Origin of the sequence: Paraburkholderia sp. BL17N1 (assembly GCF_003634175.1) — a bacterium.
GTDB lineage: Bacteria > Pseudomonadota > Gammaproteobacteria > Burkholderiales > Burkholderiaceae > Paraburkholderia.
Genome location: NZ_RBIW01000002.1, coordinates 3,034,207 through 3,059,834, shown reverse-complemented (window position 1 = coordinate 3,059,834; position 25,628 = coordinate 3,034,207). Strand labels below are relative to the sequence as shown.

Below are 25,628 nucleotides of genomic sequence, written 5' to 3'. Positions count from 1 at the left end.
CGCGCTCTCCTTAAAACACCGGTTGATACGGGCCGAGTTCGACCTGCACGGACTTGATGCGCGTGTAGTGTTCGAGCGTGGTGATGCCGTTTTCGCGGCCCACGCCCGATTGCTTGTAGCCGCCCACCGGCATTTCCGCGGGCGATTCGCCCCACGTATTGATCCAGCAGATGCCTGCTTCCAGCTGATGAATCACGCGATGCGCGCGCGCCAGGTTCTCAGTCACGACGCCCGCGGCAAGACCATAAGCGGTGTGGTTCGCGCGCGCGACGGCTTCGTCTTCGTCGTCGAAAACGAGAATGCTCATCACCGGTCCGAAGATTTCTTCGCGCACGATGCGCATGTCGTCATGGCAGTCGGCAAAAACCGTCGGCTCGACATATTGGCCGGTGCCGAAGTGGCCTTCGGTGAGACGCTTGCCGCCTGCCACGAGCCGCGCGCCTTCCTGCTTGCCGCTTTCGATATAGCCCAGCACCTTGTGCAATTGCGCGGCGCTGACCAGCGGCCCGAAGTTGGTGGCCGCGTCGGTGGGCGCGCCCACGCGAATGCGCTTGACGCGTTCCAGCACCAGCGCTTCGAAGCGCTCCAGCACGCCGCGTTGCACGAATACGCGTGTGCCGTTGGTGCAGACCTGGCCGGAGCTGAAGAAGTTGGCGCTCATCGAGATGTCGGCGGCGCGTTCGAGATTGGCGTCGTCGAACACGAGGAGGGGCGACTTGCCGCCGAGTTCCATTGTCACTTCTTTCAGCGACGAAGCGCCCGCCATCGACATCACTTTCTTGCCCGTTTCCACGCCGCCGGTGAACGAAATTTTCTCTATGTCGGGATGCGCGGCGAGCATCGCGCCGACGCGTCCGTCGCCTTGCACGACGTTGAACACGCCTGCGGGCACGCCGGCTTCGGTATAGATCTCGGCGAGCTTCAGCGCCGACAGCGGCGTGATCTCGCTCGGCTTGAAGATCATCGCGTTGCCGGCCGCAAGCGCGGGCGCCGACTTCCAGCACGCGATCTGGATCGGGTAGTTCCATGCGCCGATGCCCGCGCAAACGCCCAGCGGTTCGCGCCGCGTATAGACGAACGACGTGGGCCGCAACGGAATCTGCTGTCCCTCGATCGCAGTGGCGAGGCCCGCGTAGTACTCGATCACGTCCGCGCCGGTGACGATATCCACCGCGAGGGTTTCCGCGACCGGCTTGCCGGTGTCGCGCGTTTCGAGCGCGGCGAGTTCGTCGTTGCGCTCGCGCAGAAGCTCGACGGCGCGGCGCAGAATGCGCGAACGCTGCATGGCCGTGAGCGCGGCCCATTCGCGTTGGCCTTGCTGCGCGGATCGTACGGCGCGATCGACGTCGGCCGCCGACGCCTGCTGCACGCTCGCGAGCGTTTCGCCGGTGGCGGGGTCGAGTGTGTCGAAAGTTTCGCCGCTGGTGGCGTCGACGTACACGCCGCCGATATAGAGACGTTGCGTTGCGAATACCGCCATGACTAACTCCTTTCTGAATGTGTCGCCGATCTGATCGTGCGCTTACCCGTGCGATGCGAGGACCAGATCGATATAGTCGTTGGCCACGCGCAGCGCGGCTTTGGTGTCGAACGGCTCGCCCGCGAGCGCGCCGCGCAGCCACAGGCCGTCGATCAGCGCCGCGAGGCCGCTCGCCGCACGGCGCGCCGCGACACGCGGCATGGCCTTGGAAAAATCCGCGCACAGATTCGAGTTCAGGCGGCGCGTGTTTACGTACTGCAGCCGCCGCAATGCCGGCTTGTGCATGCTCTCGGACCAGAACGCGAGCCAGGTTTTCATGACCGGGCCGCTGGTCTGTTCGGCGTCGAAATTCGCGGCGACCACCGCGCGTAACTTCGAGCGCGGATCCGCTTTCGCCGCGCGGCGCCTGCGTGATGTGGCCTGCCACAAGTCGCGCAGCACGTGACGCATGGTGGCTTCGAGCAAGCCGTCCTTGTCGCCGAAATAGTGGCTGACGATGCCGGTGGAAATGCTCGCGCGCTGCGCGACCGAAGCCAGCGTGGCCCCCGCGAGACCGGTCTGGTCGATCGTGTGGAGCGTGGCGTCGATCAACTGCGCGCGGCGGATTTCGCGCATTCCGAGTTTGGGCATGGTGCTGGCGTTAGGTGCTGGCGTTGGCTGCGGGCGGACTGCGTTAGATGAAAGCAATCCGTCCACGTGGATTCGAACGACCATGTTAGGTTTTTTATATTGAACGGTCAATCAATAAAAAACCATCTGCGGCAGGATGGGCGAGGGCTTCGCTCGCCGTGTCGGTTCCGGCCAAACCCATGTCGCGTTCGGCACATGCGCCTGGTTCACCGGGCGCTACGCTCGTTGAACGGCGTGCTTTTGACGAACCGGGCGAACCGGGCGCGCCGCTCACAAGACATGGAGACAGACAATGAGCAGCAATCGCGGCGTCGTGTATCTGGGGCAGGGCAAGGTGGAAGTGCAGTCGATCGACTTTCCGAAGATGGTTGATCCGCGTGGCCGGTCGATCGGTCACGGCGTGATCCTGAAGGTGGTGAGCACGAATATTTGCGGCTCCGATCAGCACATGGTGCGTGGCCGCACGACCGCCGAAGTCGGCCTCGTGCTCGGCCACGAGATTACCGGCGAGGTGATCGAAGTGGGCCGCGACGTCGAAACGCTGAAGGTCGGCGATCTCGTTTCCGTGCCGTTCAACGTGGCCTGCGGACGCTGTCCGACCTGCAAGGCCCAGCATACCGGCGTGTGCCTGAACGTGAATCCGTCGCGGGCCGGTGGCGCTTATGGTTACGTGGACATGGGCGGCTGGATCGGCGGCCAGGCCGAATACGTGCTGGTGCCGTACGCCGACTTCAATCTGCTGAAATTCCCCGACCATGCGCAGGCCATGGCGAAAATCCGCGACCTCACGTGTCTGTCCGACATTCTGCCGACCGGCTACCACGGCGCGGTGATGGCAGGCGTGAAGCCCGGCGCCACCGTGTATATCGCGGGGGCGGGTCCGGTGGGCATGGCGGCGGCTGCTTCGGCGCGCTTGCTGGGCGCGGCCTGCACGATCGTCGGCGATATGAACGAGGAGCGTCTCGCGCACGCGCGCAAGATGGGCTTCCAGACCATCGATCTGTCGAAGGACGCCACGCTGGGCGAGCAGATCGAGCAGATTCTCGGCAAGCCTGAAGTGGACTGCGCGGTCGACTGCGTCGGCTTCGAAGCGCACGGCCACGGCAGCAGCGGATCGCACGAGGAAGCACCGGCCACCGTGCTCAACTCGCTGATGGAGATCACCCGGGCCGCGGGCGCGATCGGCATTCCGGGCCTGTACGTCACGGACGATCCGGGCGCCGCCGATGCCGCCGCGCGCAAAGGCAGCCTGAGCATCCGTTTCGGTCTGGGCTGGGCCAAGTCGCACTCGTTCCATACCGGGCAGACGCCGGTCATGAAATACAACCACAATCTCATGCAGGCGATCTTGTGGGACCGTTTGCCGATTGCGGATATCGTCAACGTGACCGTGGTGTCGCTCGACCAGGCGCCTGATGGTTATCGTCAGTTCGATGGCGGCGCGCCGAAGAAGTTTGTGATCGATCCGCATGGCTTGCTGAAGGCGGCTTGATCGTGGCTTGAGCGCGGCATGAGGTGGCGGCGGGACTGCCTGCGCAGTCTCGCGCAGCGCTGCGTCGTCGTCGGGCGGAAAGGTGAATAGCCGAAACCGCTGGCCTGCAAAAAACGCGTTGAACGGAAAACCGCTCAACGCGTTTGTATTTGCGGCGGCTGCGCACCCAAGCCGTCAATCTATCAATCGCCTCAAGCCGCCAGCACCGGCACTGCCGCGAGCGATGGCGCCTGCTTGCGCCGCTCGCGCGTCGGCGCCGTGCCGAACGCGTCGCGATAGCTCTTCGAGAAATGGCACGCCGACTGGAAGCCGCATGCCATCGTGATGTGCATGATCGACATATCGGTTTGCAGCAGCAGTTCTCGCGCGCGCCGCAGACGCAGCGTCAGGTAGTAATGCGTTGGCGTCATGCCCAGATGTTCGCGGAACAGGCGCTGCAATTGCCGTTGCGACATGCCGGCGAGGCGCGCGAGTTCTTCGCGCGAGAGCGGCTCCTCGATATTGTTCTCCATCAGCGAGATCACTTCGAAGAGCGACTTGTTGGCTGAGCCGAGTCGCGCCACCAGCGGCATTTTCTGTTGCGCGCTGGTGTCGCGCACATGTTCGACGATGAACTGCTCGGCGATCTGCGTGACGCGTGCCGTGCCGACGCGTGGCGCGATAAGGTTCAGCATCATGTCGAGCGGCGCCACACCGCCGGTGCACGTGACGCGATCGCGATCGATCACGAACAGTTCTTTCAGAAAGCGCGTGTCGGGAAACTCTTCCTTGAGCGCCGACATGTTCTCCCAGTGAATCGCGCAAGCATAACCCGCCAGCAAACCGGCGCGCGCCAATGCGTACGTGCCGGTACACAGGCTGCCGAGCACGCAGCCCAGCCGCGCGAAGCGGCGCAATGCGGAAAGATGGGCGGGAGTGGTGGCGCGCTGCACGTCGATGCCGCCGACCACGAACACGATGTCCGGCTGCCCGACGCATTCGACCGGTCCCGTATCGACCGACAAACCGTTGCTGGCCGTGACCGGGCCGCCATCGGGACTCACGATCGACCAGCGGTAAAGCGTTTGGCCCGTGAGGTAGTTCGCCATGCGCAGGACTTCGATCGCGTTGGTGAACGCAATCATGGTGAAGTTGGGAACCGGCATGAAAGCGAAATGCGACAGCGACGCCGTGCGATCGGTGGACATGAGAGGAATGATTCCTTCGAATCTGTAATGTCACGTCGCCGTGGGGAGCAGCGACTTCTTTAATTTTGAGGACTATGGCAACTACCGTGCCATCAGGCTAAACCCTCGGTTAGCCCGTATACGACTCGGATAACTAAACAGGTGGCACCAGAACAGAGCCGTACGGGTCCGCTTGCGCACCTGAAGCGCGCACGGCGTTCGCGTGCAGTGCAGCATGAACGCGCGTTCGGCACGCTCGTTCGGTCAAGGGAGGGAGCGCGGCAGCGCCGACTTGTGAAAAAAGGACGCGTATGGCGGAAAAGGCAAAGAACGCGTCTGAATTCATAAATTGGCGGGCGAGGCGAGCGTCAAGAATAGACGCAATGCACACCGGTAGTAGCACGGGCGAAGCAAAGCCCAGACGCGGCTTCCGGCCTTCCGTCAACGACTCCACGGACCTTCCATGTCGAACCCGAATCCTTTCTTCGAAGCAACGCTCGCCACGCGCGATACGGCGGTGCGCGGCGCTATTCTGAAAGAGCTCGAGCGCCAGCAGTCGCAAGTCGAACTGATCGCGTCGGAAAACATCGTGTCGCGCGCGGTGCTCGAAGCGCAGGGCTCGGTGCTGACCAACAAGTATGCGGAAGGCTATCCGGGAAAGCGTTACTACGGCGGTTGCGAATATGCCGACGTGGTCGAAACGCTGGCGCTCGACCGCATCAAGCAACTCTTCAACGCGAAATTCGCCAACGTGCAGCCGCATTCCGGCGCCCAGGCGAACGGCGCGGTGATGCTCGCGCTGGTGAAACCGGGCGACACGGTGCTCGGCATGTCGCTCGACGCCGGCGGCCACCTCACGCACGGCGCCAAGCCGGCCATGTCGGGCAAGTGGTTCAACGCGGTGCAGTACGGCGTGAATCGCGACACGATGCTGATCGATTACGAGCAGATCGAAGAACTCGCGCAGCAGCACAAACCCGCATTGCTGATCGCCGGCTTTTCGGCTTATCCGCGTGCGCTGGATTTTGCACGACTGCGCGCGATAGCCGATAGCGTCGGCGCAAAGTTGATGGTGGATATGGCGCACATTGCCGGAATCATCGCGGCGGGGCGTCACCAGAATTCGGTCGAGCATGCGCACGTGGTGACGTCGACCACGCACAAGACGCTGCGCGGTCCGCGCGGCGGCTTTGTGCTGACGAATGACGAAGACATCGCGAAGAAGATCAACTCGGCCGTGTTCCCTGGCTTGCAGGGCGGTCCGCTCATGCATGTGATCGCCGGCAAGGCGGTCGCGTTCGGCGAAGCGCTGGAACCGGGCTTCAAGACCTACATCGACAGCGTGCTCGCGAATGCGCAGGCACTCGGCGAAGTGCTCAAGGCGGGCGGCGTCGATCTGGTCACGGGTGGCACGGACAACCATCTGCTGCTGGTCGATCTGCGACCCAAGGGCCTGAAAGGCAACCAGGTCGAGCAGGCCCTGGAACGCGCGGGCATCACCTGCAACAAGAACGGCATTCCCTTCGATACCGAGAAGCCGACGGTTACTTCCGGCATTCGCCTGGGCACACCCGCGGGCACCACGCGCGGCTTCGGCGTCAGCGAGTTCCGCGAAATCGGGCGGCTGATCGTCGAAGTGCTCGACGCGCTGCGCGACCAACCCGAAGGCCATGCCGCCACCGAACAACGCGTGCGCCGCGAGATTTTCGCGCTGTGCGAACGCTTTCCCATCTACTGAGTACGCCTGGAGCACACGATGAGCACATTGCACGACAACAGCATCATCATCGACGGTCTGAACATTTCGAAGTTCGAGCGCTCGGTGTTCGAGGACATGCGCAAGGGCGGCGTGACCGCGGTGAACTGCACGGTCTCGGTCTGGGAAAGCTTCCAGAAGACCGTCGACAACATCGCCGAAATGAAGCAGCAGATTCGCGAGTACGGCGAGATTCTCACACTGGTGCGCACCACGGACGACATTTTCCGCGCGAAGAAAGAGAACAAGACAGGCATCATTTTCGGCTTCCAGAACGCGCATGCTTTCGAGGACAACCTCGGCTATATCGAAGCGTTCAAGGACCTCGGCGTGAACGTGGTGCAGCTTTGCTACAACACGCAGAACCTCGTGGGCACCGGTTGCTATGAGCGCGACGGCGGCCTGTCGGGCTATGGCCGCGAGGTGATCCAGGAGATGAACCGGGTCGGCATCATGGTCGATCTCTCGCATGTGGGCGGCAAGACTTCTTCTGAGGCGATCGCCGCGTCGAACAAGCCGGTGTGCTACTCGCATTGCTGCCCGTCGGGTCTGAAAGAGCATCCGCGCAACAAGAGCGACGAGCAACTGAAGGAGATCGCGGACGCGGGCGGTTTCGTCGGCGTGACGATGTTCGCGCCGTTCCTCAAGCGCGGCCCGGATGCGACCGTCGAAGACTATATCGAAGCGATCGAGTACGTGGTGAATCTGATCGGTGAAGATCAGGTCGGCATCGGCACGGATTTCACGCAAGGCTACAGCACGGAGTTCTTCGACTGGATCACGCACGACAAAGGCCGTTATCGCCAGTTGACGAACTTCGGCAAGGTGGTGAATCCGGAAGGCATCCGCACGATCGGCGAGTTTCCCAACCTGACGGCCGCGATGGAGCGCGCCGGCTGGAGCGAGACGCGCATCAAGAAGATCATGGGTGAAAACTGGGTGCGGGTGTTTGGCGAAGTCTGGAAGGTGTGACCTTCCAGCGCTGCTGAAACCTCACTCGCACACATAAAAAACGGAGCCTCCACATGCAACCTCAACTGCCTATCGACGTCGATGCGAACACCGGCGTCTGGACCACCGACGCGCTGCCCATGCTGTACGTGCCGCGCCATTTCTTCACGAACAACCACACCGCCGTGGAAGAAGCGCTCGGCCTCGAGACGTATGCCGAGATTCTCTACAAGGCCGGCTACAAGTCGGCGTATTTCTGGTGCGACAAGGAAGCGAAGCAGCATGGCCTCGCCGGCATGGCGGTGTTCGAGCATTACCTGAAGCGTCTGTCGCAACGCGGCTGGGGCATCTTCACGATCACCGAAGCCGATCCGTCGAGTTCGCACGCGCGCATCGAGTTGCATCACTCGTCGTTCGTGCTGGCGCAGCCGGACAAGGTCGGCAAGCTTTGCTACATGTTCGCCGGCTGGTTCGCGGGCGCGATGGACTGGGTCAACGACACCGCGCCGGACGCGTCGCGCAAGGGCCCGCCGTCGCATTCGAGAGAAGCGCAATGCGCGGCCGAGCACCATGACCACTGCGTGTTCGAAGTGTCGCCGCTGGCTTCCTGAGCGCGCACGACACCGCAAAAAAGCACTCCATTCCGAGGTCGATCGCAATGCGTTACCCGAACCTTTTCAAGCCTCTCACGCTGAACAAGCTGACCTTGCGCAACCGCATCGTCAGCACCGCGCATGCGGAGGTCTATGCGGAGCCGGGCGGCCTGCCCGGCGACCGCTATATCCGTTACTACGAAGAAAAGGCCAAGGGTGGCGTCGGCCTCGCGGTGTGCGGCGGCTCGAGCCCGGTGTCGATCGACAGCCCGCAAGGCTGGTGGAAGTCGGTGAATCTGTCGACCGACAAGATCATCGATCCGCTCGCGCGGCTCGCCGAAGCCATGCACACGCACGGCGCGAAAATCATGATTCAGGCCACGCACATGGGACGCCGTTCCGCGTTTCATGGCGAGCATTGGCCGCATCTGATGTCGCCGTCCGGCGTGCGTGAGCCGGTGCATCGCGGCAACGCGAAGATCATCGAAGTCGAGGAAATTCGCCGCATCATCAGCGATTTCGCGGCGGCCGCGAAACGCGTGAAAGACGCGGGCATGGACGGCGTGGAAATCTCGGCGGCGCACCAGCATCTGATCGACCAGTTCTGGAGCCCACGCACCAATTTTCGCACCGACGAGTGGGGCGGCTCGCTCGAAAACCGCCTGCGTTTCGGTACGGAAGTATTGAAGGCCGTGCGTGAAGCAGTCGGCGCGGACTTCTGCGTCGGCCTGCGCATGTGCGGCGACGAGTTCCATGAAGACGGGCTCGATCACGAACAACTGAAGGAAATCGCCCAGGCGATGAGTGAAACCGGCCTGATCGATTACCTCGGCGTGATCGGCTCGGGTGCGGACACGCATAACACGCTCGCCAACTGCATGCCGCCGATGGCGCTGCCGCCCGAACCGTTCGTGCATCTCGCGGCCGGCATCAAGTCGGTGGTGAAGCTGCCGGTCATGCACGCGCAAAGCATTCGCGACGCGGGCCAGGCGGAGCGCCTCCTCGCCAGCGGCATGGTCGATCTGGTCGGCATGACGCGCGCGCAGATTGCCGATCCGCATATGGTCATCAAGATCCGCGATGGCCGCGAGGATGAAATCAAGCAGTGCGTCGGCGCGAATTATTGCATCGACCGCCAGTACAACGGGCTCGACGTGCTGTGCGTGCAGAACGCCGCGACCTCGCGTGAAGAAACGATGCCGCACGTGATCGCCAAAACGCGCGGGCCGAAGCGCAAGGTGGTGGTGGTCGGCGCGGGCCCAGCGGGACTCGAAGCGGCGCGCGTGGCGAAGTCGCGCGGCCATGACGTGGTGCTGTTCGAGAAGAACGACTACGTCGGCGGCCAGATCATGCTGGCCGCGAAAGCGCCGCAGCGCGAACAGATGGCGGGCATCGTGCGCTGGTTCGACATGGAGACGAAGCGCCTCGGCGTGGACCGGCGCCTCGGTGTCGCCGCCGACCAGAAAACCATCATGGCCGAGAAGCCGGACATCGTCGTGCTCGCCACCGGCGGTTCGTCGTTCACGTCGCAAGTGGCGGCGTGGGGCGTCGACGAAGGCCTCGCCGTGAGTTCGTGGGATGTGCTCTCGGGCAAGGTCGAGCCGGGCAAGAACGTGCTGGTGTACGACGGCGTGAGCACGCATGCCGGCGCGGGCGTGGCCGACTTCATGTCGAGCCGCGGTTCGAACGTCGAGATCGTGACTCCGGACGTGAAGGTTGCCGACGATGTGGGCGGCACCACCTTCCCGATCTTCTACCGCCGGCTCTACGCGCAAGGCGTGATCCATACGCCGAACTACTGGCTCGATAAGGTCTACGAGGAAGACGGCAAGAAGATCGCCGTGATCCGCAACGAGTACACCGAAGAGCAGGAAGAGCGCGCGGTCGATCAGGTGGTGATCGAGAACGGCAGCACGCCGAACGACGAGCTGTACTGGAAGCTCAAGCCGGAGTCGGTGAATCGCGGCCAGGTGGACGTGCATAAGCTGTTCGCCTCCGAGCCGCAACCGTCTTTGAGCGAGGAACTCGGCAATGGCCGCTTCCTGCTGTTCCGTGTCGGCGACTGCATTTCCATGCACAACATTCACGGCGCGATTTACGACGCGCTGCGCCTTTGCAAGGATTTCTGACGATGAGCCCCGTGTTTGTCATCACCGTCCTGCTGTGGTTGTCGGTGGCTGGTCTGGCGTTCGCGCTCGTCAAACGCGCCGCGTATTGGCGCGAAGGCCGCGCGACGGCGGCGGGCGCGTACGGCTGGACCAATCTTCTGTCGATTCCCAAGCGCTACTTCGTGGATCTGCATCATGTGGTGGCGCGCGATCCGTACATCGCCAAAACGCACGTGGCGACCGCGGGCGGCGCGATTCTCGCGATGGCGCTGGTGTTCGTCAACTATGGGCTGGCGATCTACTCGCCGTGGCTCGACAAGCTGATCTTTCTCGCCGCGCTCGTGATGCTGGTCGGCGCGGTGTTCGTCTGGCGTCGACGTCATGGTGCGAAAGCGGTGCCGGCGCGGCTCTCGCGCGGACCTTGGGATCATTTGCCGCTGTTGCTTGGCTCGTTCGCACTCGGTCTCGTGCTGTTCATCGCGCTGCCTGCCGGTGCGATGTCCGGCGCGCTTGCGATCATCGTCGCGCTGCTGATCGCCGCTGGCGCGTTTGCGATGACGTTCGGCGCGGCGCGCGGCGGGCCGATGAAGCATGCGCTCGCTGGTCTGCTGCACCTTGCGTTTCATCCGCGTCAGGAGCGTTTTGCGGAGCGCAATGACAACGACGTGGTGCCGCCTACGGCATTGAAAGCGCCGCTGCTCGACGCGAAAGAATACGGCGTCGGCAAGCCGGTCGAGTTTCGCTGGAATCAGTTGCTCAGTTTCGATGCGTGCGTGCAATGCGGCAAGTGCGAAGCGGCCTGTCCGGCGTTCGCCGCCGGTCAGCCGCTCAATCCGAAGAAGCTGATTCAGGATCTGGTCACGGGCATGGTGGGCGGCACGGACGCGGAATACGCGGGCAGTCCCACGCCGGGCATTCCGGTCGGCAAGCATGCCGGCGCGCCCGACAAGCCGCTCATCTCGACGATGATCGAAGCGGACACGCTGTGGTCATGCACGACCTGCCGCGCGTGCGTGCAGGAATGCCCGATGCTGATCGAACACGTCGACGCGATCGTCGATATGCGCCGCAATCAGACGCTGGTGGAAGGCAGCGTGCCGGGCAAAGGCCCGATCACGCTCGCGAATCTGCGCGAGACGGGCAGTTCGAACGGCTACGACATCGGCGCGCGTTACGACTGGGCCGTCGATCTGCAGGTGCAGGTCGCCCAGCCGGGCCGTCCGGTGGACGTACTGCTGATCGCCGGCGAAGGCGCGTTCGACATGCGCTATCAACGCACGCTGCGCGCTTTGGTCAAGGTGCTGAATCGCGCGGGTATCGACTACGCGGTGTTAGGCGGCGTGGAAACCGATACCGGCGACACGGCCCGGCGTCTCGGCGACGAGGCCACCTTCCAGCAACTCGCGCTGAAGCTGATCGGCACGCTCTCGCAGTACTCGTTCCGCAAGATCGTCACCGCCGATCCACACGTGCTGCATAGCCTGCGCAACGAGTATCGTGCGCTGGGCAGCTTCTACGAAGTGCAGCACCACACGGCGCTGATCGAGCAACTGGTCGCGAGCGGCAAGCTGACGCCGCGCGCCGTGGCCGCTTTCGCGGATCGCAAGATCACGTATCACGACCCGTGCTATCTGGGCCGCTATAACGGTGAGACCGAAGCGCCGCGCAAGCTGTTGAAGACCATCGGCATCAAGGTCGTGGAGATGGAGCGCAACGGCATGCGCGGACGCTGCTGCGGCGGTGGCGGCGGTGCACCCTTGACCGATATTCCGGGCAAGCGGCGTATTCCGGATATCCGTATCGACGACGCGAAAACCGTCGGCGCGGAGATCGTCGCGGTGGGCTGTCCGAATTGCACGGCGATGCTCGAAGGCGTGGTGGGGCCGCGTCCGGAAGTGCTGGACGTCGCCGAACTGGTTGCAGCGGCGCTGGAGTAACGCGATGAACACGCTCAAACGAATCGATCCGCGCCGTCCGTTCACGATCACGGCAGACGGACTCAAACGCATCACGCTCGGCGTAGTGGGTGCGGCCAGTTCAATGGAAACGGCCATGCACGGCGCCGGCGCCTTGCACCGCGAGCAGGCCAAACCGCGCCGCACCACGGCGGCGCCGCAGCGCGTGATACTCGTCGCCGCGCACGCGGACCGTGGCGCGTTGGACGATCACGCGCGGCAGACATTGGCCGGCGCGGCGCTGATTGCCGACGCCGCGACCGAAGTCGTGCTGCTGGTATTCGGCGAGTTCGGCGGCGATGCTGCCACGCTCGGCGCCGACAAACTGATCGAGTTGCCGATGTTCGACCGCCGCAATTTTGCGCCGCTGGACGAATTGAACGCGCTGGCTGCGTGCGTCGCGGCGTATGCGCCGGTGCACATTTTCCTGCCGGACAACGCAACCGGCGACGGCGATCTCGGCCGCCGTTATGCCGCAGCCGCGAATGCAAGCGTGGCGGCGCATGTCGTCGAGATCGATGCCGCGCATGTGGCGAGCTATGTTCATGCGAATACAGCGTTCGCCTCGCGCGCTTTGCCCGAGGTGGTGCTGCTCGCGCCCAACGCAGTGGATGCAAAGCTGCCGTTTGTCGGTGCGGGCGAACGCGTCATGTGGCGTTTCGACGGCGAACCTGCGGCGCAGCAGCAAGGCCACGGCACAGTGCGCGATCTCGGCATCGAGGAAATCGACGCCGCGCAATTGGCGCTCGAAGAAGCGGATTTCATCGTCTCGGCCGGCAACGGCGTGAGCGACGTGCCGGCGTTCGAGCGTCTTGCGGTCACGCTGGGCGCGGCAATCGGCGCGAGCCGCGTTGCCGTGGACGACGGCAAGTTCACCCGCGACAAACAGATCGGCGCGACCGGCAAGACCGTCGAGGCAAGCGTCTATATCGCCTTCGGTATTTCCGGCGCGGTGCAGCATCTGCAAGGCATCAAGGATTGCCGGCATGTGATCGCGGTGAACCTCGACGCCAGCGCGCCGATCGCCAAACGCGCGAACCTCACGGTGATCGCGGACGCACAGGAAACCATCGCGGCGCTCAACGAAGCGGCGGCCGCGGCGCGCACGGCACGCGGAACCGGTGCGGCGCTGCTGAATTCAACGGCTGTGGCCGAAGGAGCGCTCGCATGAAGATCGCCGTCCTCGTTTCCGTGGGCCGTCATCCGGTGAGCGGCACCGCGCGCTACAGCCGCAACGACGCCGCCGCGCTGACTCTCGCGCTCTCGCTTGCCAGAACGCACAACGCAACGCTCGACGTGTTGCATGCGGGCGATCCGTCCAACCCTGCGTTAAAAGAATATCTGGCGCTCGGCGCACGCTCAGTCGAAGTGCTCGAAATAGCCGCAACGCCTGAACTGCAGGCCGACGCAGCGGCGCCGCTCGCCGCGCGTCTGCATGGCTACGACCTCGTACTGACCGGCACGCGCGCTGAAGGCGCGTTCGACAGCGGCATGCTGCCGTATCGCGTCGCCAATGCGCTGGAAATGCCGCTGGTCGGCGCCGCCGTCGACATCACGCTGCGCGACGGCTGCGCGGAAGTCCGTCAATTCATGCCGAAGGGTTTGCGCCGTCGCGTGGAAGTGCGGCTGCCTGCGCTGATCGCCGTGCATCCGCTCGCCAACGCCGCACCGACCTACGCGTATGCACGCTTGCGCGAAGGCACGATCCGCCCGGTTGCGACGCCTGCCGCCGCCACCCCCGACGACCTCGCCTGGACCGTACGCCCGGCAGCCGCCAAACCCGTGCGGCTCGCCGCGGCCGAAAAGCGCTCCGGCCACGCCCGCATGCTCTCGGCCACCACGACCGAAAGCCGTGGCGGCAGCGTCGTAATTGAAGGAAGTTCTGTCGAAAAAGCACAAGTGATCCTGGCGTATTTGCGCGAGCATCAACTCGTGGATTACTGATTTCCGGTTCGGGCCAGCACGCGTCCAGGAGGGCCTGGCGCGGCGCCAGACGTGACATGCAACGGAGCACACAATGAAAGTTTCGGCAGACGTTCGCGCAATGATCGAACGCCGCAAAAAGAATTACACGCTGGAAGCGCCGTTCTACACGAGCGAGGATATTTTCGCGCTCGACATGGACGCAATCTTCCGGCAACACTGGATCCAGGTCGCGGTGGAACCGGACGTGCCGGAACCGGGCGATTACATCACGGTGGAGATCGGCAACGATTCGATCCTGATCGTACGCGACGACGACATGCAGGTGAGGGCGTTTCACAACGTCTGCCGCCATCGCGGCGCGCGCCTGTGCAATACCGACAAAGGCTCGCTCGGCAATATCGTCTGCCCGTATCACAGCTGGACCTACAACCTGAACGGCGACCTGATGTTCGCCGAACACATGGGCGATCAGTTCGACCGCTGCAAACATAGTCTGAAGTCCGTGCATGTCGAGAATCTGGCGGGCCTCATTTTCATTTGCCTCGCCGACAATCCGCCGACCGACTTCGCCGTGATGCGTGCCGCGATGGAACCGTATCTGCTGCCGCACGATCTGGCCGGATGCAAGATCGCGGCCTCGATCGACATTATCGAAGACGGCAACTGGAAGCTCACGATGGAGAACAATCGCGAGTGCTATCACTGCGTCGCGAACCATCCCGAGCTGACCATTTCGCTCTACGAATACGGCTTCGGTTATCAACGCACGCCGGCCAACGAAGAGGGCATGGCCGCGTTCGAAGAGACCGTGGCGCGCCGCACCGCGCAATGGGAGGCGATGAAGCTGCCGTCGGCGGAAATCGAACGGCTGGCGGATCTGGTCACGGGTTTCCGCACGCAACGCCTGCCGCTCGATCGCGACGGCGAATCGCAGACGCTCGACGCGAAAGTGGCGTCGAAGAAACTGCTCGGCGGTTTCGAGCAGGCTGACCTCGGCGGACTGTCGTTCTGGACGCAGCCGAATTCGTGGCATCACTTCATGAGCGATCACATCGTCAGCTTCTCGGTGATTCCGCTCTCGGCCGGCAAGACGCTGGTGCGCACCAAGTGGCTCGTTCACAAGGACGCGCGCGAAGGCATCGATTACGACGTAAACAACCTCACAGCCGTGTGGCGCGCCACCAACGACCAGGATCGCGCGCTCGTCGAGTACTCGCAGCGCGGCGCGACCAGCAGCGCGTATGAGCCGGGCCCGTATTCGCCGTTCACGGAAGGGCTCGTCGAGAAGTTCTGCGAGTGGTACATCGCGCGCATGGCGGATTACAGCAATGCGCCCCAAACCCACGACGCCGGCGATACCGCGCCGGCCGCGCATGGCGAAAAAGTCGTGTCCTTCATGCGCTGAGCGCGACGCTGCAACCAGGAGTCGGAGAAAACAATGATGCGCGATCAGGCGACGTTTCAACTGAGCCCCGAACCGGCTTCAGATCACGCTGCGAGCCGCGTCACGCAGCCGCGGTTCTGGGAGACGTTGCCGCCACGCTGGAATAGCGATACCGACGACACGCTGGTGTGCTGTCAGGTTCGCCAGGAAACGCACGACGTGAAGAGCTTTTTCTTCCGTGCGCCGTCCGGGCGGGCCTTCGTGTTCGAGCCGGGGCAGTTCATTACGCTGGAACTGGAGATCGACGGTGAATCGATCAACCGTTGCTATACGATTTCGTCGCCGCCCACGCGTCCTCACACAATCTCGATCACGGTGAAGCGCGTGCCGGGCGGCAAGGTCTCCAACTGGCTGCACGATAATCTGCATGCGGGCGCGGAGGTTCGCGTGCTCGGGCCGTCGGGCGAGTTCACCTGCGCGCGGCATCCGGCGCGCAAGTTCCTGTTTCTATCCGCCGGTTCGGGGATCACGCCGCTGATGTCGATGAGCCGCGCGCATCACGAACTCGGTGAAGACGGCGACATCGTGTTCGTGCATAGCGCCCGCACGCCGGACGACATCATCTTCGCGCGCGAGCTCGATCTGATCGCGTCGAATCAGGCCCATTTCCGCACGGCGTTCGTTTGCGAGCGGGTTGGCGCACGTACGAACTGGCCAGGCGTGACTGGCTTTCTGACCTTGCCGTTGCTCAAGCTCATCGCGCCGGATTATCTGGAACGCGAGATTTTCACCTGCGGACCCGCGCCGTATATGCAAGCCGTGCGCAATCTGCTGGATGAAGGCGGCTTCGATCGCGGCCATTATCACGAGGAAAGTTTTTCCTTCGAGACCGTCAGCGAAGTGGCCGCGCAATTGACCACTGCGCATGTCGCGGACGCATTGCAGAGCATTGGCGCGCCGGTGAGCGCGGACAGCTTCGTCGAGGCGCGCGAGGAGGCGCCTGGATTCGCGCCCGCACCCATTTCCATCGAAACAGAAATCCGCTTCAAGGTGAGTTTCGCCAAAAGCAATCGCGAGATCGAATGCGGCAGCGGGCAGCACGTTCTCGACGCGGCGAAGAAATCAGGCGTGCGGTTGCCGGCGTCGTGTACACAGGGCATGTGCGGCACCTGCAAGGTCAAGCTGGTGTCGGGTGAAGTCGCGATGAAACACGCCGGTGGAATTCGCCAGCGCGAGATCGATCAGGGCATGGTGCTGCTGTGCTGCAGCAAGCCGTTGAGCGATCTTGTCGTCGATAAGTAAGACGAGAACAAGATGGGTCCAATGGCGCGAAGTCGCGTGCGGACAACTGCATGTCGGAAAACAACGCTACCCGGTAATTCTGGCTGGCGATTCTAAATGCTCATTGGTTTGTTTTGACGGCAAAGGGAGAACGGCGATGAGACTGATCAAAAAGATATTCGTGTTGAGCGCCATGAGCGCGGCGCTGGCGGCAAGCAGCGTGAGTGTGTCGGCCGATAGCAAGCCGACCATCAAGATCGGTTACGTGGAAGGCTGGGACGATAGCGTCGCGACCTCGAACGTAGCCGCGCGCGTGATCGAAAAGCGCCTCGGCTATCAGGTCACACTCGTGCCTGTCGCGGCCGGCGTGATGTGGCAGGGCGTGGCGCGCGGCGATCTCGACGCGACGCTGTCGGCGTGGCTGCCGGTCACGCACGGTGCGTATTGGAACAACTTCAAGGACAAGGTGGTCGACCTCGGGCCGAACTTCAACGACGCGAAGATCGGCCTGATCGTGCCGGATAACGTCGACGTGAAGAGCCTGAGCGATCTGGAAGCCAAAAAGGCGGAGTTCGGCTCACGCATCGTCGGGATCGACGCCGGCGCGGGCGTGATGCAGAAAACCAGCGAGGCGATCAAGGCCTACGGCCTCGACTATCAGTTGATGCCGAGTTCAGGCAGCGCGATGACCGCCGAACTGGCGCGTTCGGAAGCGGCGAGCAAGCCGATTATCGTGACGGGTTGGAAGCCGCACTGGATGTTCGCGAAGTACAAGCTCAAATTCCTCGACGACCCGAAGAAGGTGTTCGGCGAAGCGGAGCACGTGGATAGCGTCGTGAATCCGGAACTCGAGAAGAAGGCGCCGCCGGTCGTCGCGTTCCTCAAGAAGTTCCAGTGGAAGCCGGGCGAGATCGACAGCGTGATGCTGGCGACGCAGAACGGCGAGAAGCCGACCGCCGCTGCGGATGCATGGATCAGTGCGCATGGCGACCGGGTGGATAGCTGGGTAAAGTGATTCTGCCGGGCACTGCCGGGCACACTCGTACGAAAGCGTTGCCGCCTTGATGAAGCGGCAACGCGTGAAAAAATGAACGCCGCCTTCTAGCGGCGTTCTTTGCGTTTACTGCAGGACAACAGTCCGATCGCCGTTGATAAACACGCGCCGCTCGATAAACGCCTTGACGGCCCGTGCAAGCGTAATGCATTCGACGTCGCGCCCCGTGGCAAGCAGACGTTCCGGGCTATACGAATGATCCACGCGCTCCACCACCTGTTCGATGATCGGACCTTCGTCCAGATCGTCGGTGACGAAATGCGCGGTCGCGCCGATCAGTTTGACGCCGCGCGTATGTGCCTGGTGATACGGTTTGGCACCCTTGAAGCCGGGCAGAAACGAATGATGGATATTGATCGCTCGCGCGGCCAGCGCACGGCTCGTTTCGCCGGACAGAATCTGCATGTAGCGCGCGAGAATCATCAGTTCGGCGCCCGAAGTCTCGAACAGATCGAGCAATCGCGCTTCCTGTTGCGGCTTCGTGTCGGCGGTGATCGGCAGATGGTGAAAGGGCAGGCCATGCTGCTGCGCCAACGGTTCGAGATCGCGATGATTCGAGCCGATGCCGACAATGTCCATCTTCAGCTCGCCCATGCGCCAGCGGAACAGCAGATCGGCGAGACAGTGTTCGAGTTTCGACACCATGATCAGCACCTTCGGGCGCGTGCCGACGTCGTGCATCGCCCATGTCATGCGGAAGCGTTCGGCGATCGGCTCGAATTCGCGCCTGAGCGCCGTGGCGTGCAGCGTCTCCTGAGTGTCGACGCCATGAAACACGCAGCGCACGAAAAAGCGCTCGCTGAGGTCGTCGTCGAAAACGGTCAGTTCGTCGATATAGCAATGGTGCCGGTCGAGAAATCCGACGACAGCGGCAACCTGGCCCGCCGCGCTCGGACAGGCGACGGTGAGAACCAGCTGATCGGGACGGGAATCGACGGACATGCGCACTCCACCTGGACAATAGGACGATGCCGCGGGGCGCGGCATGCATCGTTGCAGTAGAGCAAATCAGGCGGTCATGCGGATAGAAGCTAACCGCCGTCGCGCTGGAACGGGAGCGTCAGGCCGCCGCGCAGCGCTTATTCCGCGTCGAGCCCGCATTCGCCGAGCAGCCAGTGGCGAAAGGCGCTGACCACGGGTGTCGCCGCGCGCTGCGTGACGAGCAGATAGCCGCGCTGCGTGACGACCGGCGGGTCGAACAGTTCGACGAGTTGCCCGGTGGCGAGCAGTTCGTCGACCAGTGGCGCCCAGCCCAGCGCAACGCCCTGGCCCATGATCGCCGCATGGGCGACAAGCGTAAAACTATTGAACGTGATGCCGCGATGCGCGGCGGGCGCATCGAGTTCGTGCGCGGCGAACCAGTCGGCCCATGACAGCCAGCGCGCCGGCTGGGTAGGCTCGAGATGCAGGAGCGGCAGATTCAGCAGCTCAGCGGGCGCGTGCAGCGACGGGTGCGCCGCGAGAAATGCCGGGCTGCACACCGGCGTGACGCGCTCGGGAAATAGCTTGACCACGCCACGCGCGGTCCAGTCCGCATGTTCATCGCCGAACGCGATGGCGATATCCGCCTGATCGTGCGACGGATCGAACACGCTTTGCGACGTAATGATCTTCACGTCGACGTCCGGCATCAGCGCCTTGAACTGCGATAGACGCGGCATCAGCCAATAGGTGGCGAAGCCGAAGTCGGTGGAGAGGGTGAGCGTTTGCGGCGTGCGCCGCGCGCGGATTTCGCTGGTGGCGTGGCGAATCGTGTCCAGCGCATGGCGTACCGCTTCGAAGAGCCGTTCGCCGTCTTCGGTGAGCGTGACGCCGCGATGGCCGCGCTCGAACAGCGGCGCGCCCAGCGCTTCCTCTAGCTGCACGACGCGTTGACTCACCGCGGGCTGGGTTGAACCCAGTTCGCGCGCGGCCGCCGTGAAGCTGGCCAGACGCGCGGCGGACTCGAACATCGTCAACGCCTGCATAGGCGGCAAGCGGTCCTGTCTCGGCATAACACCCTCTTATAGGCACATAACGAATTGCCGTCTTCACAGCCGCGAATTGGACGGCAATAGTGGCGCTCATGGCGGGCCCGGCACACTGGCAGCCCGCTCGCCGTTGCATCCATCACGGCATCCGCATCGACACATGCGATTCTATTCGAGGCGCGCACTCATGCTTGACACCAAAAAGAATATTCTCATCCTGATGGCCGACCAGATGACGCCGTTCGCGCTGGCCGCGTACGGACACCCTCTGACGAAGACGCCCAATCTCGATCGCCTCGCGCAGCAGGGCGTGGTATTCGAATCGGCCTATTGCGCGAGCCCGCTGTGCGCGCCTTCGCGATTTTCCTTTTTGTCGGGCAAGATGCCGTCCGCGATCGGTGCCTATGACAACGCAGCGGAATTTCCGTCGCAAACGCTGACATTCGCGCATTATCTTCGCGCTGAAGGATATCGAACCATTCTGTCGGGCAAGATGCATTTCTGCGGCGCCGATCAGTTGCATGGCTTCGAAGAACGGCTCACCACCGACATCTATCCCGCCGATTTCGGCTGGACACCCGACTGGGACAATTTCGAAGCACGTCCCACGTGGTATCACAACATGAGTTCGATAATCGACGCGGGCCCGTGCGTGCGCACCAATCAACTCGACTTCGACGACGAGGTCACATTCACCACCCGCCAGAAACTCTTCGATATCGCGCGCGAACGTCATGCGGGCAAGGATGCACGGCCGTTCTGCATGGTCGCCTCGCTCACGCATCCGCACGACCCGTACGCGATTCCGCAAAAGTACTGGGACATGTATCGTGATGAAGATATCGACATGCCCGCGTTTCGCGATTCGTTCGAACATGCGGACCCACACTCGAAGCGTCTGCGCCATGTGTATGAAGCGGATCGCACGCCGCCTACCGATCAGCAGATCCGCAACGCGCGCCGCGCTTACTACGGCGCGATCTCCTACGTCGACGACCAGTTCGGCGCGATCCTCGAAGCGCTCGACCAGGCCGGGCTCGCGCAAGATACGGTAATCGTCGTGACGTCCGATCACGGAGAGATGCTCGGCGAGCGCGGCCTCTGGTACAAGATGACTTTCTTCGAAGGCGGTTGCCGCGTTCCGTTGATCGTGCATGCGCCGCAGCAATTCGACGCGCATCGCGTGAAGGCCTCTGTTTCGCATCTCGATCTGGTGGCGACACTGGTCGAACTGGCGCGCGGCGAGCAACCGGCCGTGTGGCCCGATTCGCTCGATGGACAAACCCTCGTGCCGCATCTGCTGGGCACGCAAGGCGGCCATGATGAAGCCATCGGCGAATACCTGGCCGAGGGCGCGATTGCGCCGATTGTGATGCTGCGGCGTGGGCCGTTCAAGTTCATTCACACGCCAGCCGATCCCGATCAGCTCTATGACGTCTCAGCCGATCCGCTGGAACGCGAAAACCTTGCCGCACGCAGCGAATATGCATCGCAAGTCGCGGCATTTCGTGAGGAAATCGCGCAACGCTGGGACCTCGCCGCGCTGCACAACGAAGTGCTGCAAAGCCAGCGGCGCCGGCATTTTCACTTCGCGTCAACTACGCAAGGCACGGTCGCGTCCTGGGACTGGCAACCGCGCGTCGACGCGAGCCAGCGCTATATGCGCAATCACATCGACCTCGATACGCTCGAAGCGATGGCGCGCTTTCCCGCCGTCGCCCGTTGATCCGCACGCTGCTCACTCACGATCCAATCCACCCCACGAACAGGAAGCCGACATAATGAAAAAGCTCTTCAGACAGGCGGTAACCGGCGTTGCGCTGCTGTGCGCGGCAGCCACTTTCGCCTCGGCCGCCGAGCCGCAGTCGTGCACGCAGGTCAACATGGCCGGGCCCGGATGGACCGACATCGACGCGACCAATGCAATGACCGGCGTATTGTTGAAGGCGCTCGGCTATAAGCAGAACGTGGCGAACCTGTCGGTGCCAATCACGTATCAAGGCCTGAAGAAAGGGCAGATCGACGTGTTCCTCGGTAACTGGATGCCGGCGCAGGCGCCAGTCGTCAAACCGTTCGAAGAAGAAAAGTCGATCGAGGTCGTGCATCCGAATCTGAGCAACGCCAAGTTCACGCTGGCCGTGCCCGACTATGTGGCCGCCGCCGGCATTCATTCTTTCGCGGACCTGGCGAAGAATGCCGACAAGTTCGACAGCAAAATTTATGGTATCGAGCCTGGCGCACCGGCCAATCAGAACATCAAGAAAATGGTCGATGACAAGGCGTTCGGACTCGGCAACTGGAAGCTTGTCGAATCGAGCGAGACCGGCATGCTGACGCAAGTGGAGCGCGCGGTGCGCGAGAAGAAGTGGATCGTCTTTCTCGCGTGGGAGCCGCATTTGATGAACACGAAGTTCAAGCTCACGTACCTTGACGGCGGGGACAAGTACTTCGGGCCCAACTACGGCGGTGCCACGGTCAATACGGTCGCGCGCAGCGGCTATGCCACGCAGTGTCCGAATGTCGGGCGGCTTTTCAAACAACTCACCTTCAACGTCGATCTGGAAAACGGCGTGATCACCGAAGTACTCGAAAAGAAAACAGGCGTGGATGTCGCCGCCACGGAAGCACTCAAGCGTCACCCCGAATTATTGAAGTCGTGGCTCGACGGCGTGAACACCGCGAGCGGCGCCAATGGCCTGCAAGCGGTGCAAACCGCACTCGGCGTGAAATAACAACCGCATTCCTAACGATGAGGTCGCGGTGCGACAGATTTATGTCGCATCCGGTCGAATCTTCGTAAATCTGGACCCGTATTCTTGATCCGGCAATGCGGACGTGAGTGACATGTTGCATGCATCGTAGATAGCTCCAATTCGTTTCACTCGGTCTCAGCCGGTTTCTGAACTGCCCGTCATGCGAGAAGCGCCGCGCGTTGGACAACAGCACGCAGCAGGGATCGCTTTATCCAACTAAATACGCAGGCAAAGAGCAGGGGAGAATTAGATGAAGAAGAGAAATGCCGCCAGCCTTTCGGGACTCGCTATCGCGGCAAGCGCTGTATGCGCGCCGACGGCTGCCCATGCACAAAGCAGCGTCACACTTTACGGCATTCTGGACGCCGGCATTACCTACGTGAACAATGCCGGCGGGGCTCACCAGTTTAAATTCGACGACGGTATTTCATACGGCAACCGGATCGGCTTCAAAGGCGTCGAGGATCTCGGCGGCGGCTTGCAGGCGGTGTTCGTGCTCGAATCGGGTTTTCATGTGGGCAACGGGCAACTTGCATTCGGCGGTGCCGAGTTCGGACGTCAGGCTTATGTGGGCCTGAAGAACAACTGGGGGCAACTCTCGCTGGGTAATCAGCTCGACATGACGGAGGAGTTCGTCTACCTCTACAACATCTCGGCGTGGGCGAGCGGCTACGCGATCCATCAGGGCGACTTCGACCGGATGAACGGCGACCGGCTGCCGAATTCGATCAAGTTCCTCTCCAACGACTATGCCGGCTTCTCGTTCGGCGGCATGTATTCGTTCGGCAATACCGCCGGTGACTTCCACAACAAGAGCGCGTGGAGTGTGGGTGCGCGTTACGAGCACAGCGCGTTCAACATGGGCGCGGCCTATACGCAGTTGAACAATCCGAACGGCATCTATGCATTCGACCCGTACGCGATGATCGGCACACGCACGTTCCTCGGCAAGCCGACCGTGTCCGTCGATCCGGCGACCGGCGCGGTGACGGATCTATACAGTTCGTCGCCGTTTCCGGTCGACAAGCAAGGGGCGTTCGCAGTCGGCGCGGCCTATACGATCGGCAAGGTCATGTTGAGCGGCAACTTTACCTACACGACCATCAAGGGAGTCGGCGAGACATCGCATATGCAGGTCTATGAGGCGGGCGCCTCGTACACCTTCACGCCGGCGTTGATGTTGTACGGCGGCTATCAGCACACGCGGTTCGAAGGCAATCACTGGAACCAGGGCTCGCTCGGGCTGCATTACCTGCTGTCCAAGCGCACGGACGTCTACGTCTCCGGCGATTATCTGCGCGCGTCGGATGGCGTGAATGCGGTGATCGGCTATAGCTTCACGCCGTCCACGTCGAACACGCAGAGCGATGTGCGGATCGGCATGCGGCATTCGTTCTGACGCGTCGACACGCGAAGGCTCGAAGGTGTCCCGGTTCACGGGACACCAGATGTGCCATTACGCTGCGCGCTCAAGCTGCTTCTTGAACGTCTCGATCAGCGCCCGCACTTTGGGCGGAGGATGATTAGTGGGCGGAAAGATAGCCTGAATACTTGCGGGCTCGGTCGCCCATTCCGGCAGCAGGCGAATCAGCCGACCCGCAGCGATATCGCCGCCGATCGAGAAGTCCGTCAACAGGCCGAAGCCGCCGCCGGCGAGGGTCGCTGCGCGGCAGGCGTCGGCGGTGTTCACCAGTAACGCGTTTTCGCAGCGCACGCTTTCAGCGTCGCCATCGCCTTTGCCATCGTTGCGCTGCAGGTCGAGCGTCAACGGACGCGGCAGCACCGTCAACGCGCAGAAGGGCATGGCCGACAGTTCGGCGGGTGATTGCGGTTGCCCCCAGATCTCGACGAAATCCGGGCTCGCCACGATCCATTTGACGAAGCTGCCGAGTTTCACCGCGCGGAAGTTGGAATCGGCAAGCCGGCCCAGGCGGATCGCGACGTCGATGCCGTCCGCGATCAGATCCACATAACGATCGGTGCACAGCAACTCGACATTGAGTTGCGGATGCGTGCGGCGCAATTCCACTAATACCGGCGCGACCGCAAGCGAACCGTAATCGATCGGCGAACTCACGCGCAAGGTGCCGCGCACGGGCGCCGTTTCGCCGCCGATCGCCGCCAGCGCGTCTTCCGTGGCGCGGAGGATTTTCACGCTCGCTTCGTAGAATGCGCGACCGGGCTCGGTCAAACCGAGCCGCCGCGTTGTGCGCACTAGCAGGCTCGCGCCCACCTCCGCTTCGAGCCGCTGCATGTGCGTGCTGACCATCGTCTTGGCGAGGCCCAGACGCGCTGCCGCGGCGGTTAGCGAGCCCGCCTCGACGACCGCGACGAAGATCGCCAGGCGGTTCAGGTTTACGTCGCGTACATCGGCCATGGTGGATTGTCCATCTTCGATTGACTGTGTTTCCCGGATTATCAGGCTTCTGCAAAGGGGTGCGGGCGGATTATGCTCGCTTCATCCCTTCACCTTTCCGGAACCTGTCATGCCCGTTGCCCGACCCGCCCAGCCGATCCGCCTCTATACGACCCTGCTTTCCGGCCACGGCCATCGGGTGAAGCTGTTTTTGACCTTGCTGGATCTGCCGTTTGAAGTGGTCGAACTGGACATGAAGGCCGGCGACAACCGCAAGCCCGACTATCTGGCGCTCAACCCGTTCGGCCAGGTGCCGACGATTCAGGACGGCGACATCACCCTGTCCGATTCGAACGCGATTCTGGTGTACCTGGCCAAGCGCTATGGCGACGCCTCCTGGTTGCCGGATGACCCGCTCGGCGCGGCGGCTGTGCAGCGCTGGCTGTCGCTCGCCGCCGGTCAGATCGCGTATGGGCCGTGCACGGCGCGGCTCGTCACCGTGTTTGGTGCGCCTCACGATCACGAGACCGCGAAGAAGCTGGCCGTGAAGCTGTTCGACGTGCTCGACCGGGAACTGGCGGACAAGCCGTTCGCGGCAGGCAATCGGGTGACGATAGCGGATATCGCCGCGCACACCTACATCGCACACGCGCCGGAAGGCGGCGTGTCGCTCGACCCTTATCCGAACATTCGTGCGTGGCTGCGCCGCGTCGAGGCGTTGCCGCGGTTCGTCGCGATGCCTTCGACAAAAGCGGGGCTGCTCGCCGAATGAA

Annotated in this window: 21 protein-coding genes; 15 read left to right on the top strand and 6 right to left on the bottom strand. The window is 62.8% G+C overall.

The window, feature by feature from the left end:
• Window positions 1–10 precede the first annotated feature (10 nt).
• A complete protein-coding gene (gene betB / locus B0G82_RS33665; protein WP_121310409.1) occupies window positions 11–1,480 on the bottom strand; it encodes a betaine-aldehyde dehydrogenase in 1,470 nt (489 codons plus the stop codon).
• A gap of 42 nt (window positions 1,481–1,522) precedes the next feature.
• The gene (gene betI, locus B0G82_RS33660) at window positions 1,523–2,110 is read right to left on the bottom strand and encodes a transcriptional regulator BetI (RefSeq protein ID WP_121310408.1); all 588 of its coding nucleotides are present in this window, start codon (window positions 2,108–2,110) and stop codon (window positions 1,523–1,525) included.
• Window positions 2,111–2,402: 292 nt separating this feature from the next.
• On the opposite strand from betI, the gene fdhA reads away from it, so the two are divergent.
• Entirely contained in the window at window positions 2,403–3,602 is a 1,200-nt protein-coding gene (fdhA, locus tag B0G82_RS33655) for a formaldehyde dehydrogenase, glutathione-independent (RefSeq protein ID WP_106308190.1), read from the top strand.
• A gap of 191 nt (window positions 3,603–3,793) precedes the next feature.
• On the opposite strand, the gene B0G82_RS33650 is transcribed toward fdhA, so the two are convergent.
• Complete coding sequence (locus B0G82_RS33650; RefSeq protein WP_106280835.1) at window positions 3,794–4,789, bottom strand: GlxA family transcriptional regulator; 996 nt, start codon at window positions 4,787–4,789, stop codon at window positions 3,794–3,796.
• A gap of 442 nt (window positions 4,790–5,231) precedes the next feature.
• Between B0G82_RS33650 and B0G82_RS33645 the strand changes: the two genes are divergently transcribed.
• The 10 genes from B0G82_RS33645 to B0G82_RS33600 all read left to right on the top strand — a co-directional run bounded on the left by B0G82_RS33645 (window position 5,232) and on the right by B0G82_RS33600 (window position 17,737).
• Window positions 5,232–6,506, top strand: coding sequence for a serine hydroxymethyltransferase (locus tag B0G82_RS33645; RefSeq protein WP_121310407.1), 1,275 nt, complete (start codon window positions 5,232–5,234; stop codon window positions 6,504–6,506).
• Window positions 6,507–6,524: 18 nt separating this feature from the next.
• Window positions 6,525–7,496, top strand: a complete 972-nt coding sequence (locus B0G82_RS33640; RefSeq protein ID WP_106280831.1) for a dipeptidase — start codon at window positions 6,525–6,527, stop codon at window positions 7,494–7,496.
• A 53-nt stretch (window positions 7,497–7,549) separates the two neighbouring features.
• Window positions 7,550–8,086, top strand: coding sequence for a DUF5943 domain-containing protein (locus tag B0G82_RS33635; protein WP_121310406.1), 537 nt, complete (start codon window positions 7,550–7,552; stop codon window positions 8,084–8,086).
• A gap of 47 nt (window positions 8,087–8,133) precedes the next feature.
• Window positions 8,134–10,197, top strand: a complete 2,064-nt coding sequence (locus tag B0G82_RS33630; RefSeq protein ID WP_121310405.1) for an NADH:flavin oxidoreductase — start codon at window positions 8,134–8,136, stop codon at window positions 10,195–10,197.
• Between the two features lie 2 nt (window positions 10,198–10,199).
• Window positions 10,200–12,113 carry a (Fe-S)-binding protein gene (locus B0G82_RS33625; protein WP_121310404.1) on the top strand — a complete coding sequence of 638 codons (1,914 nt, stop codon included), beginning with the start codon at window positions 10,200–10,202 and terminating at the stop codon, window positions 12,111–12,113.
• Window positions 12,114–12,117: 4 nt separating this feature from the next.
• On the top strand, window positions 12,118–13,302 hold the full coding sequence (locus B0G82_RS33620) for an electron transfer flavoprotein subunit alpha/FixB family protein (protein WP_121310403.1): 1,185 nt from the start codon (window positions 12,118–12,120) through the stop codon (window positions 13,300–13,302).
• Window positions 13,299–14,075 carry an electron transfer flavoprotein subunit beta/FixA family protein gene (locus B0G82_RS33615; protein WP_121310402.1) on the top strand — a complete coding sequence of 259 codons (777 nt, stop codon included), beginning with the start codon at window positions 13,299–13,301 and terminating at the stop codon, window positions 14,073–14,075. Before B0G82_RS33620 ends, B0G82_RS33615 begins: the two co-directional genes overlap by 4 nt.
• Before the next feature lie 73 nt (window positions 14,076–14,148).
• Window positions 14,149–15,462 (top strand): aromatic ring-hydroxylating dioxygenase subunit alpha, encoded by a 1,314-nt coding sequence (locus B0G82_RS33610; RefSeq protein WP_121310401.1) that lies wholly within the window; start codon window positions 14,149–14,151, stop codon window positions 15,460–15,462.
• A 33-nt stretch (window positions 15,463–15,495) separates the two neighbouring features.
• On the top strand, window positions 15,496–16,743 hold the full coding sequence (locus B0G82_RS33605; protein ID WP_121310400.1) for a hybrid-cluster NAD(P)-dependent oxidoreductase: 1,248 nt from the start codon (window positions 15,496–15,498) through the stop codon (window positions 16,741–16,743).
• 136 nt (window positions 16,744–16,879) lie between these two features.
• Window positions 16,880–17,737 carry a glycine betaine ABC transporter substrate-binding protein gene (locus B0G82_RS33600; RefSeq protein WP_106280818.1) on the top strand — a complete coding sequence of 286 codons (858 nt, stop codon included), beginning with the start codon at window positions 16,880–16,882 and terminating at the stop codon, window positions 17,735–17,737.
• 105 nt (window positions 17,738–17,842) lie between these two features.
• Here the strand turns inward: B0G82_RS33600 and purU are convergent, their stop codons facing one another.
• Together purU and B0G82_RS33590 are read right to left on the bottom strand one after the other, a co-directional pair.
• The gene (purU, locus tag B0G82_RS33595; protein WP_106280816.1) at window positions 17,843–18,718 is read right to left on the bottom strand and encodes a formyltetrahydrofolate deformylase; all 876 of its coding nucleotides are present in this window, start codon (window positions 18,716–18,718) and stop codon (window positions 17,843–17,845) included.
• A 137-nt stretch (window positions 18,719–18,855) separates the two neighbouring features.
• Window positions 18,856–19,770, bottom strand: a complete 915-nt coding sequence (locus tag B0G82_RS33590) for a LysR family transcriptional regulator (protein WP_121310399.1) — start codon at window positions 19,768–19,770, stop codon at window positions 18,856–18,858.
• Between the two features lie 163 nt (window positions 19,771–19,933).
• Between B0G82_RS33590 and betC the strand changes: the two genes are divergently transcribed.
• From betC to B0G82_RS33575, 3 genes are all read left to right on the top strand, one after another.
• On the top strand, window positions 19,934–21,472 hold the full coding sequence (betC, locus tag B0G82_RS33585; protein ID WP_121310398.1) for a choline-sulfatase: 1,539 nt from the start codon (window positions 19,934–19,936) through the stop codon (window positions 21,470–21,472).
• A gap of 55 nt (window positions 21,473–21,527) precedes the next feature.
• Window positions 21,528–22,478, top strand: a complete 951-nt coding sequence (locus B0G82_RS33580; RefSeq protein ID WP_106280811.1) for a choline ABC transporter substrate-binding protein — start codon at window positions 21,528–21,530, stop codon at window positions 22,476–22,478.
• Between the two features lie 271 nt (window positions 22,479–22,749).
• Window positions 22,750–23,898 carry a porin gene (locus tag B0G82_RS33575; protein WP_116121491.1) on the top strand — a complete coding sequence of 383 codons (1,149 nt, stop codon included), beginning with the start codon at window positions 22,750–22,752 and terminating at the stop codon, window positions 23,896–23,898.
• Between the two features lie 57 nt (window positions 23,899–23,955).
• Here the strand turns inward: B0G82_RS33575 and B0G82_RS33570 are convergent, their stop codons facing one another.
• Entirely contained in the window at window positions 23,956–24,876 is a 921-nt protein-coding gene (locus B0G82_RS33570; RefSeq protein ID WP_121310397.1) for a LysR family transcriptional regulator, read from the bottom strand.
• A 109-nt stretch (window positions 24,877–24,985) separates the two neighbouring features.
• Between B0G82_RS33570 and B0G82_RS33565 the strand changes: the two genes are divergently transcribed.
• The gene (locus tag B0G82_RS33565) at window positions 24,986–25,627 is read left to right on the top strand and encodes a glutathione S-transferase (RefSeq protein WP_121310396.1); all 642 of its coding nucleotides are present in this window, start codon (window positions 24,986–24,988) and stop codon (window positions 25,625–25,627) included.
• Window position 25,628: the final 1 nt, after the last annotated feature.

Bases quoted from the DNA above. Each gene is read 5' to 3' on its own strand.
- betB (WP_121310409.1), bottom strand. From the start codon at position 1,480: ATGGCGGTATTCGCAACGCAACGTCTCTATATCGGCGGCGTGTACGTC.
- betI (WP_121310408.1), bottom strand. From the start codon at position 2,110: ATGCCCAAACTCGGAATGCGCGAAATCCGCCGCGCGCAGTTGATCGAC.
- fdhA (WP_106308190.1), top strand. From the start codon at position 2,403: ATGAGCAGCAATCGCGGCGTCGTGTATCTGGGGCAGGGCAAGGTGGAA.
- B0G82_RS33650 (WP_106280835.1), bottom strand. From the start codon at position 4,789: ATGTCCACCGATCGCACGGCGTCGCTGTCGCATTTCGCTTTCATGCCG.
- B0G82_RS33645 (WP_121310407.1), top strand. From the start codon at position 5,232: ATGTCGAACCCGAATCCTTTCTTCGAAGCAACGCTCGCCACGCGCGAT.
- B0G82_RS33640 (WP_106280831.1), top strand. From the start codon at position 6,525: ATGAGCACATTGCACGACAACAGCATCATCATCGACGGTCTGAACATT.
- B0G82_RS33635 (WP_121310406.1), top strand. From the start codon at position 7,550: ATGCAACCTCAACTGCCTATCGACGTCGATGCGAACACCGGCGTCTGG.
- B0G82_RS33630 (WP_121310405.1), top strand. From the start codon at position 8,134: ATGCGTTACCCGAACCTTTTCAAGCCTCTCACGCTGAACAAGCTGACC.
- B0G82_RS33625 (WP_121310404.1), top strand. From the start codon at position 10,200: ATGAGCCCCGTGTTTGTCATCACCGTCCTGCTGTGGTTGTCGGTGGCT.
- B0G82_RS33620 (WP_121310403.1), top strand. From the start codon at position 12,118: ATGAACACGCTCAAACGAATCGATCCGCGCCGTCCGTTCACGATCACG.
- B0G82_RS33615 (WP_121310402.1), top strand. From the start codon at position 13,299: ATGAAGATCGCCGTCCTCGTTTCCGTGGGCCGTCATCCGGTGAGCGGC.
- B0G82_RS33610 (WP_121310401.1), top strand. From the start codon at position 14,149: ATGAAAGTTTCGGCAGACGTTCGCGCAATGATCGAACGCCGCAAAAAG.
- B0G82_RS33605 (WP_121310400.1), top strand. From the start codon at position 15,496: ATGATGCGCGATCAGGCGACGTTTCAACTGAGCCCCGAACCGGCTTCA.
- B0G82_RS33600 (WP_106280818.1), top strand. From the start codon at position 16,880: ATGAGACTGATCAAAAAGATATTCGTGTTGAGCGCCATGAGCGCGGCG.
- purU (WP_106280816.1), bottom strand. From the start codon at position 18,718: ATGTCCGTCGATTCCCGTCCCGATCAGCTGGTTCTCACCGTCGCCTGT.
- B0G82_RS33590 (WP_121310399.1), bottom strand. From the start codon at position 19,770: ATGCCGAGACAGGACCGCTTGCCGCCTATGCAGGCGTTGACGATGTTC.
- betC (WP_121310398.1), top strand. From the start codon at position 19,934: ATGCTTGACACCAAAAAGAATATTCTCATCCTGATGGCCGACCAGATG.
- B0G82_RS33580 (WP_106280811.1), top strand. From the start codon at position 21,528: ATGAAAAAGCTCTTCAGACAGGCGGTAACCGGCGTTGCGCTGCTGTGC.
- B0G82_RS33575 (WP_116121491.1), top strand. From the start codon at position 22,750: ATGAAGAAGAGAAATGCCGCCAGCCTTTCGGGACTCGCTATCGCGGCA.
- B0G82_RS33570 (WP_121310397.1), bottom strand. From the start codon at position 24,876: ATGGCCGATGTACGCGACGTAAACCTGAACCGCCTGGCGATCTTCGTC.
- B0G82_RS33565 (WP_121310396.1), top strand. From the start codon at position 24,986: ATGCCCGTTGCCCGACCCGCCCAGCCGATCCGCCTCTATACGACCCTG.